Origin of the sequence: Desulfonatronovibrio magnus (assembly GCF_000934755.1) — a bacterium.
In the GTDB taxonomy this organism is placed as follows: domain Bacteria; phylum Desulfobacterota; class Desulfovibrionia; order Desulfovibrionales; family Desulfonatronovibrionaceae; genus Desulfonatronovibrio; species Desulfonatronovibrio magnus.
Map to the genome: position 1 here is coordinate 22,386 of NZ_KN882183.1, position 16,881 is coordinate 39,266.

15 protein-coding genes and 1 tRNA gene are annotated in these 16,881 nt (G+C 45.5%); 9 read left to right on the plus strand and 7 right to left on the minus strand.

Annotated features, from left to right (window positions below):
* Positions 1-168: 168 nt before the first annotated feature.
* From LZ23_RS19775 to LZ23_RS19785, 3 genes are read right to left on the minus strand one after another with little or no spacing between them, the layout of a single operon-like run.
* On the minus strand, positions 169-1,536 hold the full coding sequence (locus LZ23_RS19775; RefSeq protein WP_045217015.1) for an aldehyde dehydrogenase family protein: 1,368 nt from the start codon (positions 1,534-1,536) through the stop codon (positions 169-171).
* Complete coding sequence (locus LZ23_RS19780; RefSeq protein WP_045217016.1) at positions 1,536-2,336, minus strand: SDR family NAD(P)-dependent oxidoreductase; 801 nt, start codon at positions 2,334-2,336, stop codon at positions 1,536-1,538. The genes LZ23_RS19775 and LZ23_RS19780 overlap by 1 nt, the downstream gene beginning before the upstream one ends.
* 59 nt (positions 2,337-2,395) lie before the next feature.
* On the minus strand, positions 2,396-3,109 hold the full coding sequence (locus LZ23_RS19785; protein ID WP_045217018.1) for an SIMPL domain-containing protein: 714 nt from the start codon (positions 3,107-3,109) through the stop codon (positions 2,396-2,398).
* Between the two features lie 79 nt (positions 3,110-3,188).
* Between LZ23_RS19785 and LZ23_RS19790 the strand changes: the two genes are divergently transcribed.
* The 4 genes from LZ23_RS19790 (at position 3,189) to LZ23_RS19805 (ending at position 5,684) form a co-directional block, all read left to right on the plus strand.
* Positions 3,189-3,265, plus strand: a tRNA-Pro gene (locus tag LZ23_RS19790).
* A gap of 1,478 nt (positions 3,266-4,743) precedes the next feature.
* Positions 4,744-5,124 carry an Arm DNA-binding domain-containing protein gene (locus tag LZ23_RS19795; protein WP_045217019.1) on the plus strand — a complete coding sequence of 127 codons (381 nt, stop codon included), beginning with the start codon at positions 4,744-4,746 and terminating at the stop codon, positions 5,122-5,124.
* A 104-nt stretch (positions 5,125-5,228) separates the two neighbouring features.
* Positions 5,229-5,438 (plus strand): hypothetical protein, encoded by a 210-nt coding sequence (locus LZ23_RS19800; protein ID WP_232300551.1) that lies wholly within the window; start codon positions 5,229-5,231, stop codon positions 5,436-5,438.
* 27 nt (positions 5,439-5,465) lie between these two features.
* A complete protein-coding gene (locus LZ23_RS19805; protein ID WP_045217021.1) occupies positions 5,466-5,684 on the plus strand; it encodes a DUF2283 domain-containing protein in 219 nt (72 codons plus the stop codon).
* A 173-nt stretch (positions 5,685-5,857) separates the two neighbouring features.
* On the opposite strand, the gene LZ23_RS25615 is transcribed toward LZ23_RS19805, so the two are convergent.
* The 4 genes from LZ23_RS25615 to LZ23_RS19825 form a co-directional block, all read right to left on the minus strand.
* The gene (locus tag LZ23_RS25615; RefSeq protein ID WP_045217024.1) at positions 5,858-6,085 is read right to left on the minus strand and encodes a tyrosine-type recombinase/integrase; all 228 of its coding nucleotides are present in this window, start codon (positions 6,083-6,085) and stop codon (positions 5,858-5,860) included.
* Between the two features lie 45 nt (positions 6,086-6,130).
* Positions 6,131-6,544 carry an alternative ribosome rescue aminoacyl-tRNA hydrolase ArfB gene (gene arfB, locus LZ23_RS19815; RefSeq protein ID WP_045217025.1) on the minus strand — a complete coding sequence of 138 codons (414 nt, stop codon included), beginning with the start codon at positions 6,542-6,544 and terminating at the stop codon, positions 6,131-6,133.
* Positions 6,545-6,856: 312 nt separating this feature from the next.
* A complete protein-coding gene (locus LZ23_RS19820; RefSeq protein WP_045217027.1) occupies positions 6,857-7,636 on the minus strand; it encodes a SagB/ThcOx family dehydrogenase in 780 nt (259 codons plus the stop codon).
* Between the two features lie 61 nt (positions 7,637-7,697).
* Entirely contained in the window at positions 7,698-8,234 is a 537-nt protein-coding gene (locus tag LZ23_RS19825; RefSeq protein ID WP_045217029.1) for a hypothetical protein, read from the minus strand.
* Positions 8,235-9,023: 789 nt separating this feature from the next.
* Here LZ23_RS19825 and LZ23_RS19835 point away from each other — a divergent pair.
* The 5 genes from LZ23_RS19835 (at position 9,024) to LZ23_RS19855 (ending at position 16,639) form a co-directional block, all read left to right on the plus strand.
* Positions 9,024-10,631 (plus strand): carboxyvinyltransferase, encoded by a 1,608-nt coding sequence (locus LZ23_RS19835; protein WP_045217032.1) that lies wholly within the window; start codon positions 9,024-9,026, stop codon positions 10,629-10,631.
* Entirely contained in the window at positions 10,591-10,851 is a 261-nt protein-coding gene (locus LZ23_RS19840; protein WP_052507550.1) for a hypothetical protein, read from the plus strand. Before LZ23_RS19835 ends, LZ23_RS19840 begins: the two co-directional genes overlap by 41 nt.
* Positions 10,841-12,568 (plus strand): adenine deaminase, encoded by a 1,728-nt coding sequence (gene ade, locus LZ23_RS19845; protein WP_045217035.1) that lies wholly within the window; start codon positions 10,841-10,843, stop codon positions 12,566-12,568. The genes LZ23_RS19840 and ade overlap by 11 nt, the downstream gene beginning before the upstream one ends.
* A 53-nt stretch (positions 12,569-12,621) precedes the next feature.
* The gene (locus LZ23_RS19850; RefSeq protein ID WP_045217037.1) at positions 12,622-14,547 is read left to right on the plus strand and encodes an aconitate hydratase; all 1,926 of its coding nucleotides are present in this window, start codon (positions 12,622-12,624) and stop codon (positions 14,545-14,547) included.
* Between the two features lie 202 nt (positions 14,548-14,749).
* Complete coding sequence (locus tag LZ23_RS19855) at positions 14,750-16,639, plus strand: SurA N-terminal domain-containing protein (RefSeq protein ID WP_045217039.1); 1,890 nt, start codon at positions 14,750-14,752, stop codon at positions 16,637-16,639.
* The last annotated feature ends 242 nt before the right edge of the window (positions 16,640-16,881 follow it).

Below are 16,881 nucleotides of genomic sequence, written 5' to 3' on the forward strand. Positions count from 1 at the left end.
CTTCAGATAAAGCCTGCATCATGATTTGTTTTCGCCATTACTGCCTCTTTGACCAGCCCTGAGCCCGTTAGTCAAAATCATGGACAGGCAAGATTAAGTTACTCACAGGTTCGGTCCCGGTCCCCCGGGTGATGCGCAATTTTCTGCCCGAGTTTTGCAAAGCCTTTATCAAAGAAAAAAACTCATCAACTTCCTTTTCCATGCTGTCCAGGGAGGATAGCGCAACGGTACATCAAATCCTGATGGTTTATATAAAACACTCTTTAGATTAGAAAATTCATTAAATCCAGCCCGGCCATGGTACCTCCCTGCACCTGACTGCCCTACTCCTCCAAAAGGCAGATGATGATTAGCAGCATGCATAATCACATCATTAACAGCTGCACCGCCCGAGGATACGTGATCCAGCACATATTGCGCTTTGCTCCTGGTGGAGCTGAACACATATAGTGCCAGTGGCTTGGAAAGTTTTCTGATCTGGTGTATAATTTCATCAATATTTTCATACTCCATAACAGGCAGGAGCGGACCGAAAATTTCTTCCTGCATGCAACGATGACTGAAAGTGACTGGATAAAGAATTGTCGGTGAGATATAAAGCGAATCAGGGTTTGAAAAGTTTCCAAAAATCACTTTATCACGATCAGCAAGGGATAAGATCCTGCGGTAATGATTATAATTGACAATTTTTGCATAATCCTGGTCAGAACCAGGTACACTGCGGATGTATCTGCTGAACTCACTTTTTAAAACCTCAAGCAGCTCATGCACAATACTTTTATGGGCCAGAAGATAATCCGGGGCAATACAGGTCTGCCCTGCGTTGAGGGTTTTTCCCCATGCTATGCGCCTCGCAGCAAGAGGCAAGTTGGCATCAGAAGCTACAATAACCGGACTCTTGCCACCCAGCTCAAGAGTAACCGGGGTCAAGTTAACAGCAGCTGCTGAGGCAACCAGTTTTCCTACCCTGGTACTTCCGGTGAAAAAAATCTTATGAACAGGCAGGGCACAAAGCCTGGCAGCAGTCTTTGCTCCTCCAGGTACCACACGCACATACTCAGGTGAAAATAGTGAATTAATGATTTCACCACTGATCCGGGTAACGGCTGGAGATAATTCACTTGGTTTTATTATCGCAGTGTTGCCTGCAGCCAGGGCTGAGACCAGTGGACAGAAGGTGAGCTGAAACGGGTAGTTCCAGGGTCCAATAATAAGGCACACACCATACGGTTCTGGAATAATGCGGCTTGCCCCTGGCAGATTGATCAAATTAGTGGGGACTCTTCTAACTTTAGACCATGATTTAAGTTTACTGAAGCATAAATCAATTTCATTATAAAAAACAGATAATTCTGTACTGAATGCTTCCAGTTCTGACTTGCCGAGATCAAGCTTGAGGGCCTGCAGGATATCTTTTTCCGCCTTTTGAACCGCCAGTTTAAGCTGCCCAAGATGGTTGAGTCGAAATCTCAGCGACCTGGTTTCATTAGACAGAAAAAAAGCATTTTGAAGACTGAAAAGTTTATCAATATCCATCAGCGAGCCTTTTCACGAGTTTTCATGAAGCTGTTCAGCATAAGCATGCGAAAAAAAACATCAAACCAGGATTTGGGCAGTACAACCTTAGCCATATGCGCAAATCTTATCATTAAGGGCATATAAACAACACAGCGGTCCTTGTTAACTGCCGCAATTATGCTGCGTGAGACCTTTTGAGGGTCAAGTCTAAGCATCCAGGCCGCGCCCTTAACATGAGAAAACATGGGCGTTGATAAATGCCCCAGATAAACAGTGGTAACCTTAACTGGCGAGGCATCAATTGCAAGCTCCCTGTGCAGAGCCTCACTCCAGGCTGCAAGCGCAGCCTTGGATGAAGCATACACTGACATGCCTGGAAGCGGGATGAGGGCTCCAGCTGAACAGATGTTAACAATATGCCCCTTGCCCTTTCGCATCATTTTCGGCAGAAGGATTGAAGAAATTAACATGGGTCCGGCAGCATTAGTTGCAAGGCAGTTCAATATATCCTGCTCATGGAGCTTGCTGAAAAAACTGCTGTGAGCCATTGCCGCGTTGTTAATGAGAAGGTCAATTGTGATGCCGGCCAGGCCCAGCTGACTGAATGCAGCTTTTATCTGCCTGGGATCAGCAACATCAACTGTCTGTATGATGAACTCAAAACTGCTGTTCTGATATTTTTTCTGCATTATCTGCACAGCTTTTGAGTCATGGTCCCAAATAATGATCCTGCCAACACTTTCTCTCGCAAGAGTTGAGCATAAAGCACTGCCCAGCCCACCCGCTCCACCCGTAATCAGAACCGAAGTGTTCTTCATTTTCAAAATTATTCATGCCCCCTGTCTCGGTTGTTAATCATTGCTGAAGACAGCTGACTTCATTCCTCCAGAAAGTAATCAACACTGGTCACAACTCGAACGCTCTTAATTTCAGGGGTAAAAGGATCACGATCATTGATTGTAAAAAGGCCCTGACTCGCCCTGCGAATAGCCCCCACAGTGCTGCCGGAATCACGAGCAAACTGCTGGGCTGCCTGTCGGGCATCCTGGGTGGCCTGAGCAATCATTTCAGGCTTGATCTCAGCCAGTCCGGTGTATTCAAATATAGGCTGAAACTCATAGGAATGGATCAGCACAACCCCTTTGGATACAAGCTCTCCTGCTGCTGACATGGCATTTTTGACTGCTGCTGCATCATTAGTTCGGACAGTAATTACACTTTGAGCTGTAAAGCGGTTAGCCGGTTGCTGGTGCTCTGCAAAACCAAAAGTATGCTGATCCGTTATGCGTGGTGCAGAAACTGAAACCTCTGCTCCGCCAAGGCCCTGTGATTCTAAAAAGTCGAACACAGCCTCAGCTGATGCGTCAAGCTCCAGTTGGATGCTCTGCAAATTGTTGCCGGCAGCACTGAATGATATGGGCCAGTAAGCAAGATCAGCCTGAACTTCACGCTCGGCAAAACCGCGCACACTGACATACCTGTCATATGAGCGGAAATCTTCAATACCTGAACTCAGCACCAGGGCTGCTGTCACAATGGCAAGAGAGACAATGATACTTGCCATAAAATTGTTGGAAGCTCTATTATCCATTACTTCCTCCTTTTAATATTAATTGGCAATGAAAAAAATATTGACAATATAACAGTGTAGCACTAACGAGTAAATTTCACGGGATGTAGCGCAGTCTGGGAGCGCACTTGAATGGGGTTCAAGGGGCCGGAGGTTCAAATCCTCTCATCCCGACCACGAATTCACGGGGGTTAACGAGTTATTCGTTAGCCCCCTTTTTTCTTTTACAGACAGCACATCTCCCTGAGTTATTTTTCCTGCGGGCTTACTGGTCAGGTCCGGGATGATAGTAAACTGTTTTTACGTGTTTCAGACAGTTCTTTCTGTGCTGCCTTCATAGCTTTTATCCCGGCATCATAAACACACGCATCTTTTTTTACCCTGCACGCTTACAAGTAACTGGAATCGCTTTGCTAATAAAATCAGACGGTTATATTTTTCACATTTTCACGATTTTTGCTTATGATTGATGCACATTTGCCTGAAAAGTTCCGTCAAAGATGAGAGCTTTTCGCCTGGCACAGGGACTGTCCCTCGCTGTGTAAATTTTGTCATCAAAGCAAATCTCTTCCAGGAACCAATGCAGTATCAATCTTTTTTATAGTACCTCGCGGGGACTGTCCCAATTTCCAGAAAAGTGACAGACTCGTAAAGTTACTCACAAGTTCGGTCCTGGTCCGTCCAGGTGAGGAGCTTCTAAGCAAATACTTGCTAACCACCCTCTGATTATAGTCTCTGAAGACTACCTGCCATCGACCGTTTTTCCTTTTGGTCACCGCCATTACACTGAAACCTCTCTCATTTTTATTGATTTAGCAACTTACCGATCCAATCCTGTAGCCGTAGTGAAAAACAAGAAAGGTTTTTAACCTTTAAAGAGCAATAATGCCCATGAACCTTATTCTTACCCCTTCAGCCTTCAATTTTCAATCTTCAGTCTTCAGTCTTCCCCCGTCAGCCTCAGCCTGAAAAGTCCAGTTATCGCCCCAACTTAACGATCCTTGTTTAATTTGGGTTGTGAACAAAGCCCGCATCAGGCTTATGAAATACATTGAATTTTTCAGGAAATTCCATCCAGCTGTCAAGGACTTCCTTTGCCAGGTGATTTTTTTATATCAATGACAGCCCCCAGCACTTCCTTTGTTACAAGCACAACCATGAGGGACAACAAAACACAACCATGAGGGACAGACAAAATATTCTTTTTTACTGAGAGCCACTGGCTTTATGGCTGGTGGTTTTTATGCATTTCCAATTTAAGCCCCCTAACGTCCATTTTAAGAGCGTTTATGCTCTTTTGCATGCCTGACACATCCAAAAGCATCCATGAAGGGCCTCCTGTTTCAAAATACTGCCCTGTTTCTCGTTTTAAGCTCCTCACCCGGGCGGACCAGGACCGAACCTGTGAGTAACTTTAAGACTTTGTCACTTTTCTGGAAATTGGGACAGTCCCCCTCCGGGCTGTAAGCCTCCGGGCAGGAAGCTGTGCCGGGCGTAACGCTCTCATCTTTGACGGAACTTTTCTGGCAAATGTGCATCAATCATAAGCAAAAATCGTGAAAATGTGAAAATTATAACCGTCTGATTTTATTAGCAACACGATTCCAGTTACTTGTAAGTTCTAAAGGAACCTATAACTTGAAAAGGAGGCAGTTATGCCCAAAGTAGATCTAAAACCACATTTTGTACAAAACCCAACACTACCCACAGATAAGGCAAAAGTTGATTACTTCGACTCACAGATTGCAGGCTTTATGCCGGAAGTGCGGTCCAGTGGAAGGTCCACGCATTACCTTAGATACAGGGACAAACTGGGAAAACTCAAACAGGTTAAAATAGGCACGCCTGAAACCATGTCCTTAGATGAGGCAAGGTCCCGGGCCAAGGCACTTAAAAGCCAGACCATAATCGGATTTGACCCAAGAGAAGAACTGGCCAGGCTTAGCAATTCCCCCTTGCCTGCGATTAAAAAGCCTATTATGTTAGTATCTATTGCACTTATCCATAATTCCAGGGCAAGATATCCAAGCGGGTGATGGCGGACCGGAAAAATGCCATTATTTTTTTAAGTGTACCTTGCCAATCAGTTTTACATGGATGAACTATCAAAAAATATTGTGACAAAGGAATTGTTCGGTGTATGCCAACTTATCTGTATACAAAATACTTTGAAGAACAGGTCCTGAAAAAGCGACCATATCTAAAAAAAGAATGGTGCGTAGAAGTAGTTGAAAATCCAATCAAATCAGAGCCACAAGAACATAATCGATATCGCTTCTGGGGAAGGATACCGGAATTGGACAACCGTATTCTGCGCGTGGTTACTTTAGATGACAAGGACCATACATAATGCTTTCCCGGACAGGAGGTTTAAGCTATGAAGTTAAATTATTACGATGAAACAGATTCTCTGTATATTGAATTATCAGATGAATCGAGCGCTGAAAGTGTGGAGATTTCTGAGGGAGTAGTCCTTGATTATGATGCCCAAGGAAAACTTGTTGGAATCGATATAGATAACGCTGGGCACAAGATTCAATTGCAGGATTTTTATCTCAAGGGTCTTGATCCTAACATCATGACAGTAGCTGCTTAGCATAGACCTCGGTGAAAGTCTTATCGCAAAAATTGTGAAGGAGCTTTGATTATGGAGCAGCAATCAACATAAGGGACATTATTTTTTCAGTTGTTGCTGCCGGGATTCAGTTCGCCCCTGTGATCAGTGCGGAACTGTTTCATGCCACAAGGTCCATTATCTCACCGGTTGACTTACCTTGCTGAAAAATCAGAGATTAAGCTATCTATAGAACAGATAGAATTGCTCGAAATTGTTACAGACTTTATCGGAAACACATACTCATTTACCCTGAACAGATCTTGTAATATCTCCAGAGCTTTGTCATAAAGCGGCACAGTCCTGGGCTTGTCTGACTTTGTAACCGGGAACTTCCATGTCTTACGTTCCAGCTCTATGTCCTCCCAGCGGACATCGAGCATTAATGTTGAATATGCTGATGATCCCCCTAATCTCAATGGCTGGGCTTAATCAGGCTCAACAGGTTTGCGCATCTGCTTTTTTTGACTCTTTTCTGCCTTCAGGTCCAAGCGTTTCTTATGAGCAGCTTTGGAAGGCCGGGTAGGCTTGCGTTTTTTCTGTTCCCTGGTCACGCTCAGGATTAAATCCTTAAGCCGGTTCATGGCTTCTTCTTTGTTTTTTTCCTGTGACCGGAACCTGCCGGACTTGATAACCACCACGCCATCCCTGGTAATACGCCTGTCATTTAAGCCCAGCAGCCTGTCTTTATAGTTATCCGGCAGAGATGAACTCTTGATTTCAAAGAAAAGCTGTACAGCTGTTGATACCTTGTTCACATTCTGCCCGCCCGGACCTGATGCCCGCACAGCCTGAAAATCTATTTCACAGTCTGGTATAAATACGGTTTCGGTTATCTGCATTTTAAGTACTGCTTGTTTTGCATGCCTTTCATGTATCAGGCTATTTTTCTTACTTATCTGTTCAGCACTTTTTGCATGTGGCTCGGCTTCCTGCCCAAAGACATACAGCCCGGAGGAGGACTGACTCTTCCAGAACCCACTTGTCTTGAACAGGGAGATATTCTAAGCTCACAATGCTGCTAAATTTAGTCCCGGGATGCCTAACCTGGTTTGTCTAATAGCACTAAGCAGATACATTTTTACAAAAAAAAGTACCAGCCTGGCAAGAATCAAGTAACTTCAAGCTGGACGTCCATTGGCGAGAGATATTAACTATGATCCAGGTCTCAGGCTCAAAGCCCTGCCAACTGGAGCAAGATATATGACAAACTCGTCTTGACCATCAAGACCCAGCAGGTCATCCATGGCCTCCTGGTCATAGGCTGCCACAGCGCATGTGCCTGCTCCCATGGCTTCACAGGCCAGATAGAGATTTTGACAGACATGGCCGACATCCATAAGGATCACCCTGTATGCCGTGGGGCCATAGCGCCACTCCATACGATAGGGGATACAGGACCAAATAAATGTAGCAGCTCCGCTGCCGACAAATCTCTGTCCAAAAGCAGCCTCGGCAAGCAAAAGCTCTGCATCGGGAATATCCTTTATGAAAAGAAGCTCATGACTTAAAGGAAGAAACCTGTATAGACCTGGATCAAGGCATTTAATATTCAAAACTGCAACATACGTTTCAAAACTGTGCCTGGCACCTGCCGAAGGCACAGTCCTGAAAGCTGTCCCAAGACCAGCCCTTTTACGTACTCCCTGTGTTGCCCAAAGCAAAAAAGAAAGCTCCGCAAAATCAAGAGGTTCCCTTGAGTAGTTTCTCCTGCTTTTGCGCTTGCCCACTAACTGATATAAGCCTGCACTGTTAATATGTTCTGTCCAGCTCTCCGGACCGTCCAGCTTGATTCTCAGAACTTCAGGATCGAAAGGCTTCTCAATTGGAGGAGCTGGAATTCCTCTGTTCTGATCGGTCATGGAAAAATCAGTTCTCTTACGCAGTGAATCTTTCAGGAACTCGCGGTTTGCCATGTAGCTTTCTTTAGTCATGCTTTTCTCCTGTGCCGGTTAATCCGGCTGACTAATGATTATCTGCCTGTAATCAAGGTGACTATTCCCCTGCTTTGAACAGGCCAGCCATTTCAGGCAGATTTATCTTTGGGCATGAGCTTTTCAGGTAGCATATCTCACATCCATCTCTATAAGGATAAAATGTCAAGGTGGAATATTTGTAATTCATGGCCCCATCCTCATAAAGTTCTAACCCGATTTTTCTCAAGGACTTAGTAAGCACAGTCCCCGGCTTAGGCACTGGAGCACATTGGTTTTCCTTTATTTCAGGAAGCAGCTCTCTCAAGACTCCGATAATCATGGTCTGAACAAGGGCCTGCAACTTAAATCCTTTGGACGGCGACTGGTCCCATAAAGCCTCAAGTTCATCCTCAACATCCCTGCCCATATATACGAGGATATAACCTCTTTTCCTTCCCAGAGTAAAGATCTTCAGGTCTGGGCGCCACCTGTTCCAGTACTCTATCATTTCCGCTGTCTCTCTGCCCTCCAACCCCCTGACCTGGGCAAGACCCATAAAAATTTCCAGATCAAAAGGAATTTTTATATCCACTTCTTTAGCATCCAGTATCTTCACTCTGCGCTCCCTGTTATTATCCTTTACGGTTTGTTATAAAGTTATATTGTCGAGCCTGTACCCGCAACCCTGTTGTTTGTCATCAGTTATGTAGTATATGTTGCAAGCTCCTCACCCGGGCGGACCGGGACCTAACTTGTGAGTAACTGTCTTTAAAGTGGAGCCTGCATCCTGCAGGCTATTTAATTCCAGGCGGCTGGAAGCCGCCTCCACCTTGAAGAACAGTCCCATATTTGGAAATTGGGACCGAACCTGTGAGTAACTTGTACCCTCGTTCCCAGGCTCCAGCCTGGGGACGTTTAGTTCTTGCGGCTCCAGCCGCTTCTTTGAAATGTGGCTTAAGCCACAAAAAAAGAGGTAATAGCCTTAACGCGTTTGAGATTGCCGCGCTCGAAGACTCGCTCGCAATGACACCTAAACTGTCAGGGATGTAGTTGCTCAAAACCTGTCACCCACGAGGGAGCCTAAGCGACCGAAGCAATCTGTATGGTAAAGCCGTAATGCTTTGAATTTATTACATATACGTTTGTAGTTACTTAGAGGTTTTTTGGAGAGTGTTTAGCCATTTTCAAGAAAAGCAGGGGGCTTGGTCTTCTGTGTTTACAACCTGCTGACAATTTATTTGATCATTGTTTTATTCGGCAGTCAAATCAGATTATGCTTCCAAATAATATAAAACACACAAGGATTAGTTAACGCTTAAACTTAAGCACACAAATTGCTACTTGCCCTTCAGCGCCTTCTGATACTATAATGTTCTTGCATCTACCTCAATACTAAGGGAAGTTTATGAAAAAACACAATATGAACATCAATGATGAGCTCAAGGATATAGACCGCAAACTTGCTTCACTCATAGCCAAAAGATCAGGAATAATCGGCAGATTAACCCGCATTAGACAGCAAAATCACAAAAGTTTCTCTGACCCTGAACTGGAAAAGGAACTATGGGGGATATGGAAAGATTCATTGAAAAGATCCAACCAGAGCATTCTACGCCGCATGTTCACCATGCTCAACAGCTTAGCATACTCCATGGCCGAAAAAGGGTCATCTGACAAACCCTTTTGTCTCTATCCCACAGGCAGGCCTGTCAGCCTTAACCTGCCAGCTCCCGGTTCGGTTGATCAAACTCATTACACAGCCTTTCTCTTCGCCATATGCACTGACAAAACTGAACTTGCCGGCTTCACCATCAATGATAATATAATTGAACTGATTAAAATCGCTAATGAGTGCGGTGGAGGTCTTAACTGGAATGATAATTTGCTGACCAGTCAGGACGATCATGTCTTAGATATGGACAACCGCAACTTATTCATCAATCACAGTCTTTTCAATTTTTATCTTTTTCTTTGTCTGGCCCTGGGTGCACCTAATCGCATCAAGTTCAACAGCTCAGCCCGGTTAAAGGTTGTAGATCTCAAATGGCTCCAGGACTTTTTACCACAGTTGGGAGCCAGGCTTAACTCCATTGAACCTGGCAGCTTTTCACTGCCTGCAAGACTGGAAACCGGCGCAGTTATTCCTGCAGAGCTGTACATTCCGGCGTCCATCCATGCGGACTTTGTCAAGGCTCTTTTATTGGCAGCCTTTACGTATGAAAAACCAATAACATTCAATTATTCTGCATTTATGGATAATGAGTTCAACTCCCTTTTTTCTGTTCTCAGTCAGGCAGGAGTTGTACTTGAACATCATAATGACCGAATCGTAATACATCCTTCCAAGCCAAAGCCCCAAAACATCGCCATCCCGGCAGATCCGCTACTTTCCGGTTTTCTGCTTGCCATGGCAGGACTAAGCAAAGGCAGGGTTGAACTTCAGGGAGTTTGGCCTGCCAATTGCCCGCAGGCTGACAAGGTTTTACAGATTCTTAAAGTATGTGGTGTACAAGTGCACATCCATGGCCAAAGCATCAGCGCGCAGGTTGGCTCTCTGGATCCAAACTACTTTTTTGATTTCACCTCTTTCTCAGAACAGTTACCGCTGGCTTTGCCCCTGGCTCTTGCCTCTGTGAGAGACAGGCAGGCTGATATGCTGGTGCCCCCCAGTTCTCCACAACTGGAGATTTTTGCTGACATCTTAGACAATGTTGGTTATGCTCATGAAGTTGATTACGTAAAAGGAAGACTCAAAATATACCCGAGAAACAAAAACAGCACCAAAGACCAGCCCTGGAACAGCCCTGATCCATATTGGACTCTGGGATACTGCCTTCTGTCTTTCAAAGATAAAGGTATCTGCCTTGCCAATCCAGGCATAATCACCTCCATCTGGCCTGGTTTCTGGAAAATATTTACCAATCTTTCCGGGGTTGACAAATCAAACAGTAAAAACACGGGAGATGCGCCTAATGTCCCAAAGGCCCCAGTCCGAAGAAAAATCGTTGACTGAGCAGATTCAGTCGCTGAATATTCAAATGGAGGAGTTTCTGGCCCAAAAAAAAGCTTGTCAGCAAAAAGTAAAAGAGCTCATGGCTGCCGAGGATCCCTCCAGAAAGATTTTTCATCACCAGGAAATATTCAACCTGAAGCAGGACAGTCTGCGCCTTGAAGTGGAGGTGGAGTTCTGCCGTAAAAAAATCAACAGACTCAACCTCGGATATGAATCATAATATTTATTCTGATATGATTTATCGTGATTTGCCACAGCTCATTGATGCTGCCCGAGGAGATATTCCAGCCGATCTTGTTCTGACCAATGTTCAACTTGTCAACACCCTGGCCGGTTTGGTGGAAAAAACAAGTGTTGCAGTAAAAGATGGGTTTGTTATTGGCCTTGGTGACTACGAAGCCCAGCAGGTTCATGATTGCAACAACGCTTTTCTCTGCCCCGGGTTCATTGAGTCACACATCCACATTGAATCCACACTTCTTGCTCCTCCGGAGTTTGCAAAAGCTGTGGCGCAGAGAGGAACATGCACTGTTGTTTGTGACCCGCATGAAATTGCTAATGTCATGGGCACAAGGGGTATCGAATACTTTTTACAATCATCCAGCCAATTGCCCATTTCCATCTTTCTGACATTACCATCATGCGTACCTGCCACACACCTTGAAAATGCAGGTGCATTGCTGGATCACCAGGAACTCCAGGATCTCCTGGAAAAATACTCCCATAGATTTGCCGGGCTTGGTGAAATGATGAATTTTCCAGGTGTAGTTTACAAAGACCCCCAAGTGCTGGCCAAGCTTGAAATGGCCGCTAACATACCCATCGATGGTCATGCTCCCGGGCTCTCAGGTTTACCCCTTAACGCATACATTTTGGCTGGTCCTGGCAGTGATCATGAGTGCACTACTTTAAAAGAAGCCCGAGAAAAGCTCAGCAAGGGCATGTTTATCATGATCAGGGAAGGTTCTTCAGCTAAAAACACCAGGGCGTTACTGCCCTTAGTCAATGACAGCAATTGGCCAGGTTTTTCCCTGGTCTCCGATGACCGGCACCCCGAAGATCTTATTAGACAGGGCCATATTGATCATAACCTGCGCTGTGCTGTAAAGATGGGGCTTGATCCGGTCAGGGCTGTGCAGCTGGTGACCATCAATCCCGCCAGATATTTCAATTTTAAACGACGCGGAGCCATAGCACCCGGCTATCGGGCAGATATGGTCCTGCTTAGAAATCTGCATGATTTTGAAATCCTGGATGTATATACGAAAGGGCGCAGGCTGGAAGACAACTCATTTATATCCCCTGCCAAAATGCCTGGCAACTCCATGCGCATATGTAAAATTACTGAGCAGACTTTTGCAGTTCCTGTTAGAGGCACTGCTGTGCGCGCCATTGAAATCATTGCTGAGCAGGTCATCACTGGATCCATAAAAGCCCATCCTGTTATCAAGGATGGTTTTGCATGGTCAGCTCCAGACCAGGATTTAATCAAACTTGCGGTTATTGAAAGGCACAAACAAACCGGCAATGTAGGACTGGGCTTTGTAAAGGGCCTTGGTTTGTCACGCGGAGCACTGGCTTCAACTGTTGCCCATGACTCCCACAACCTGATCATTGCAGGAGCCAATGATTCCGATATGCTCGTTGCGGCCCTTAAGCTGACGGAAATGGGAGGGGGGCTATGTGCAGTGGACAATGGCCATGTTCTAGCCGCCCTGCCCCTGCCCATTGCCGGCCTTATGAGTGATCAGCCATTAGAAAAGGTTGTTGAGTTACAAGACAATCTTAACTTGGCCATTAAAGAAATGGGCATTAACCACCAAAGCCCTTTGATGACTCTTTCCTTTCTGGCCCTGCCTGTTATACCAAGCCTCAAACTCACGGATAAAGGACTGGTAGATGTTGATAAGTTTGAGATTATTGACTTATGGATCTAAATCCCCACTTTTTCGATTAACCATTACAAAAACTTAATACTTGAGGAGGACAAGTGAGTCTTAACCTTACACAGAAAATTATCAAAGAACACTTAATTTACGGAGACCTGACGCCTGGAGGTGAAATAGGTTTAAGAATCGATCAGACCCTGACCCAGGACGCCACCGGTACCATGGCCTATCTTCAATGGGAAGCCATGGGTCTGCCCAGGGTAAAGACAGATTTGTCCGTAAGTTATGTTGATCATAATACCTTGCAGATGGGTTTTAAAAACCCTGACGATCATAAATATCTTCGTAGCGTGGCTGCCAGATACGGCATTGTTTTTTCTCCAGCCGGCACAGGAATCTGCCACCAGTTGCACTTAGAAAACTTTGCTGTTCCCGGGGCGACCCTTATCGGATCAGACAGCCACACCCCTACAGCCGGCGGTGTAGGTTCTCTGGCTATGGGGGCCGGCGGACTGTCTGTAGCCCTGGCCATGGCAGGTGAACCTTATGTTATCAACATGCCCAGGGTTGTCCGTGTGTACCTTGAAGGCAGCCTTAAGGGGCATGCAGGAGCCAAAGACATTATTCTGTTCATTCTTAGCCAGCTCACAGTTAAGGGGGGAACAGGAAAAGTTATGGAATATTGCGGCCCGGGAATAGAGGATTTATCAATCCCGGAAAGGGCTACCATTACCAATATGGGAGCTGAGCTGGGAGCTACCACTTCAATTTTTCCTGCTGATGAACTTACCCGGCAATTTTTTAAAACCATGGACCGCGAGTCGGACTTTAGAGCATTAAATGCAGATCCAGGCGCAGACTATGATGAAGAAATAAAAATTGATCTTTCTAAAATCCAACCTATGGCTGCACGTCCGCATATGCCGGATCTAAGCGTTAATATATCTGAGATAGCAGGTCTTAAGGTAGACCAGGTGGCCATTGGTTCCTGCACCAACTCATCATATTCCGACTTGAAAATCAGTGCTTTGATCCTGAAGAACAAGAAAGTTCATTCAGATACTGACCTGATGATTTCACCCGGATCAAAGCAGGTTTTAAAAATGCTTTCCAGGGAAAGTCTTTTGAGTGATATGCTGGACAGCGGAGCAAGGCTGTTGGAATGTTCATGCGGCCCATGTATAGGTATGGGAGGCTCTCCAATCTCTAACGGAGTTAGCGCCAGGACCTTTAATCGTAACTTTGAAGGGCGCAGCGGCACCCAGGATGCTCAGGTTTACCTGGTCAGTCCGGTAACAGCAGCTCACTGCGCTGTAGATGGCTGCTTCACCAGTCCTGATACCTGGGGAGATCCACTGCCTCGCCCCCAATTACCTGACAAAGTACCATCCATTAGAGATTTATTTGTGTTTCCAGGAGATGGAACTGATGTGGAAATATATCGTGGACCCAATATTGTCCCCTTGCCTGAATTTGACCCATTGCCGCAAAGGCTTGAATTGCCGGTTGCCATCAAATGCGGAGATAATATTTCAACGGACCATATACTGCCGGGAGGAGCAGAAGTAACTGCACTACGCTCCAACATTCCTGCCATAAGCGAATATATCTTTTCCAGAGTTGATCCTGACTTTACCAGGCGAATAAAAAATGCCGGTCAGGGTATTATTCTCGGTGGAGATAATTACGGACAGGGTTCCAGCCGCGAACACGCAGCTCTCGGACCACGCTTTCTGGGCGTCAGGATTGTTCTGGTTAAATCCTTTGCCAGGATCCACAGAGCCAATCTGGTAAACTTCGGCATCCTGCCACTGACCCTGGCCAAACCGCAGGATTACGATCTAATTGAAAAGGACGAAATAATTTCCCTGGACACTGAAACCCTTGTGCCGGGACAGCAAACAACCATTTCAACTTCATCAGGCAATACAATTGAAGTTAAAAACGATTTGACTGCCGGTGAACTGGACATTATTAGAGCAGGTGGGTTGCTGAACTTTGTTAAGAATAAAGCTGAGAAAAACTGAGTTTTTGTTCTTATTCCTGTTGCGTGACTGTTTTAAGGGGCTCATATGGACACGTCCGGCTCATTGTCTGGAATTAACGGCCTTTATTTTTGGAGCCTGCATCCAGCAGGCAGCTGCAACAGGCGGCTGAAAGCCGCCTCTTAGAGCTGTCCACATTTCAACTGGTTAAGTAATAATTTGTCGAGAGTTAAGAGAGGATATTATGTTAGATGTGTTAAGAGACAATGCCCAATCATGGATTGTCAAACTGCTTTTTGCTGTCATCGTCATCGTCTTTGTATTTTGGGGAGTGGGCAGCTTTACCGGAGACCGTGATGGAGTGCTGGCCATTGTCAATGATGAGCCCATACTCATCAATGATTTTATCAGAGCCTATGAAACCACTGCCCAAAATGTACGCGAACAGAATCCTGATCTTACAGCAGCAGACCTCAGGGAAATGCAGTTCAGGCAACAGATATTCAATCAGCTGCTTAACTCCACCCTGCTTCTGCAAAAGTCAAGAGAACTTGGGCTGCAGGTATCACGTTCTGAACTGCAAAGGGAAATTACGCAGCTGCCAGCCTTTCTGAGAGAGGACAACCAGTTTGACCCCGAGCTGTATCAGGGGATATTGCGAGCCCATCATCTCACGCCAGCTGAGTTTGAGCGGGATTTTCAAAACAATCTGCTTATGCAGAAAATGGAAGAATATGTTGCTCTACCTTCCAGACCCAATCCCAGAGAAGTGCAGGATTTTTTCAACTATATCAGGTCTCAGGCCAAAGTTGACTACCTTAAAGTTTCCTGGTCTGATTTTGAAGAGGATTTGGAGATCAGCCAGGAAGATATTGAAGCCCACTACCGGGAAAACCAGTCCAGGTTTATGGTCCCGGAAAAAATAAAGATCAGCTACCTTCAGCTTACTCCCAGAGCCCTTGCCCCCATGCAGGATGTTTCTTCAGATGAAATCGAGGAATATTATCGGGCTAATCTGGCCGAATATACTACTCCTGAAGAAGTCAGAGCATCCCATATTCTAGTTACTTTAGCGCAGGATGCTTCCCAGGATGAGCAGGACGAGGCTAAAGAAAAAATAACTGCCATAAGCGCTCGACTTCAGGATGGCGAAGACTTTGCAGAACTGGCCATGGAGCATTCCCAATGCCCCAGCGCCAGCCAGGGGGGTGACCTTGGAACTTTTGGCCGGGGACGAATGGTTCCGGAATTTGAAGATGCGGTATTTAACCTTGAGGCAGGAGAAATTAGCGAACCTGTCAAGACACAGTTTGGCTGGCACATCATCAAACTGCATGAGTACATACCAGAAGGCACCCAGGAGCTTGATGAGGTAAGAGCAAGCATCAGAATGGAACTGGGCGCAGACAAGGCTATGGACGAACTTGCTGATATCATGGACGATATCCTGGAGATTCTCTTGACCGGAGGTACCTTAGATGAAGCTGCCCAGCGTCTGAACTTAGATACCCGGACAACAGATTTTTTCTCCATGCAGGATGGACCAAGGGATCTGGACCTGCCTTCTACTGCAATTAACCAGCTTTTCAACATGACGATTTCAGAAGTGACAGAAACACCTGTCATGATTGAACAGGGCTATGTTTTTGCTGAAAAAATAGATGCCAGGGATGCAAAGGTCAGGGATCTGGAAGAGGTCCAGGACGATATCGTCAACACACTTACCAGACAGAAAGCCATGGAAATGGCTCGGGAAAGAGCTGCAGAATACCTGGCCTCAATAAATGAAGATGATATGGAAGGTGATATCAACGCATCACTGGAAAGCAGCAGTGCCTTCGACAGACAGGGCTTTATACCAGGTCTTGGCATGTCTCCGGATATTGCACTGGCTGCATTTGCTGCAGGTGAAGGACAATGGCTGCCTGAAGTATACAGAATAGGCAACGGATACGTTATTGCCAGAGTTTCTGAAATCATTCTGCCTGACCCTGAAAAATTTGAGCAGGAAAAGGACCAATGGGTCGAACACTTTGCCCAAATGCAAAAACAGCAAGCATTCCAGTCTTTCGTGAATATGCTGCGCAATCAGGCAAGAATCAGAATTCTTCGTCCTGATATTATTGACAGCTAAGATATAAAGCACCAGACCCCGTTCAGCTCAATTATTCACAAAAATGATTGCACAAAAAAGCCCTCCCAATGGAGGGCTTTTTTTATAACTGGCATTGTTTTTTCCCGGCATGCGTCCAAGTGCTTATTGCAGCGTAAGCCGGGGAATGGTAATTACTAACTTACCGTTGCAATCATGTAAAAAAAAACAAGAAAGTAGTTTAATTTTGAAAGAGCAATGATGCTCAGGATCCTTATTCTTCA

Excerpts from the sequence above, each read along its gene's own strand:
- LZ23_RS19775 (WP_045217015.1), bottom strand. The coding sequence starts at position 1,536 with ATGGATATTGATAAACTTTTCAGTCTTCAAAATGCTTTTTTTCTGTCT.
- LZ23_RS19780 (WP_045217016.1), bottom strand. The coding sequence starts at position 2,336 with ATGAAGAACACTTCGGTTCTGATTACGGGTGGAGCGGGTGGGCTGGGC.
- LZ23_RS19785 (WP_045217018.1), bottom strand. The coding sequence starts at position 3,109 with ATGGATAATAGAGCTTCCAACAATTTTATGGCAAGTATCATTGTCTCT.
- LZ23_RS19795 (WP_045217019.1), top strand. The coding sequence starts at position 4,744 with ATGCCCAAAGTAGATCTAAAACCACATTTTGTACAAAACCCAACACTA.
- LZ23_RS19800 (WP_232300551.1), top strand. The coding sequence starts at position 5,229 with ATGCCAACTTATCTGTATACAAAATACTTTGAAGAACAGGTCCTGAAA.
- LZ23_RS19805 (WP_045217021.1), top strand. The coding sequence starts at position 5,466 with ATGAAGTTAAATTATTACGATGAAACAGATTCTCTGTATATTGAATTA.
- LZ23_RS25615 (WP_045217024.1), bottom strand. The coding sequence starts at position 6,085 with ATGCTCGATGTCCGCTGGGAGGACATAGAGCTGGAACGTAAGACATGG.
- arfB (WP_045217025.1), bottom strand. The coding sequence starts at position 6,544 with ATGCAGATAACCGAAACCGTATTTATACCAGACTGTGAAATAGATTTT.
- LZ23_RS19820 (WP_045217027.1), bottom strand. The coding sequence starts at position 7,636 with ATGACTAAAGAAAGCTACATGGCAAACCGCGAGTTCCTGAAAGATTCA.
- LZ23_RS19835 (WP_045217032.1), top strand. The coding sequence starts at position 9,024 with ATGAAAAAACACAATATGAACATCAATGATGAGCTCAAGGATATAGAC.
- LZ23_RS19840 (WP_052507550.1), top strand. The coding sequence starts at position 10,591 with ATGTCCCAAAGGCCCCAGTCCGAAGAAAAATCGTTGACTGAGCAGATT.
- ade (WP_045217035.1), top strand. The coding sequence starts at position 10,841 with ATGAATCATAATATTTATTCTGATATGATTTATCGTGATTTGCCACAG.
- LZ23_RS19855 (WP_045217039.1), top strand. The coding sequence starts at position 14,750 with ATGTTAGATGTGTTAAGAGACAATGCCCAATCATGGATTGTCAAACTG.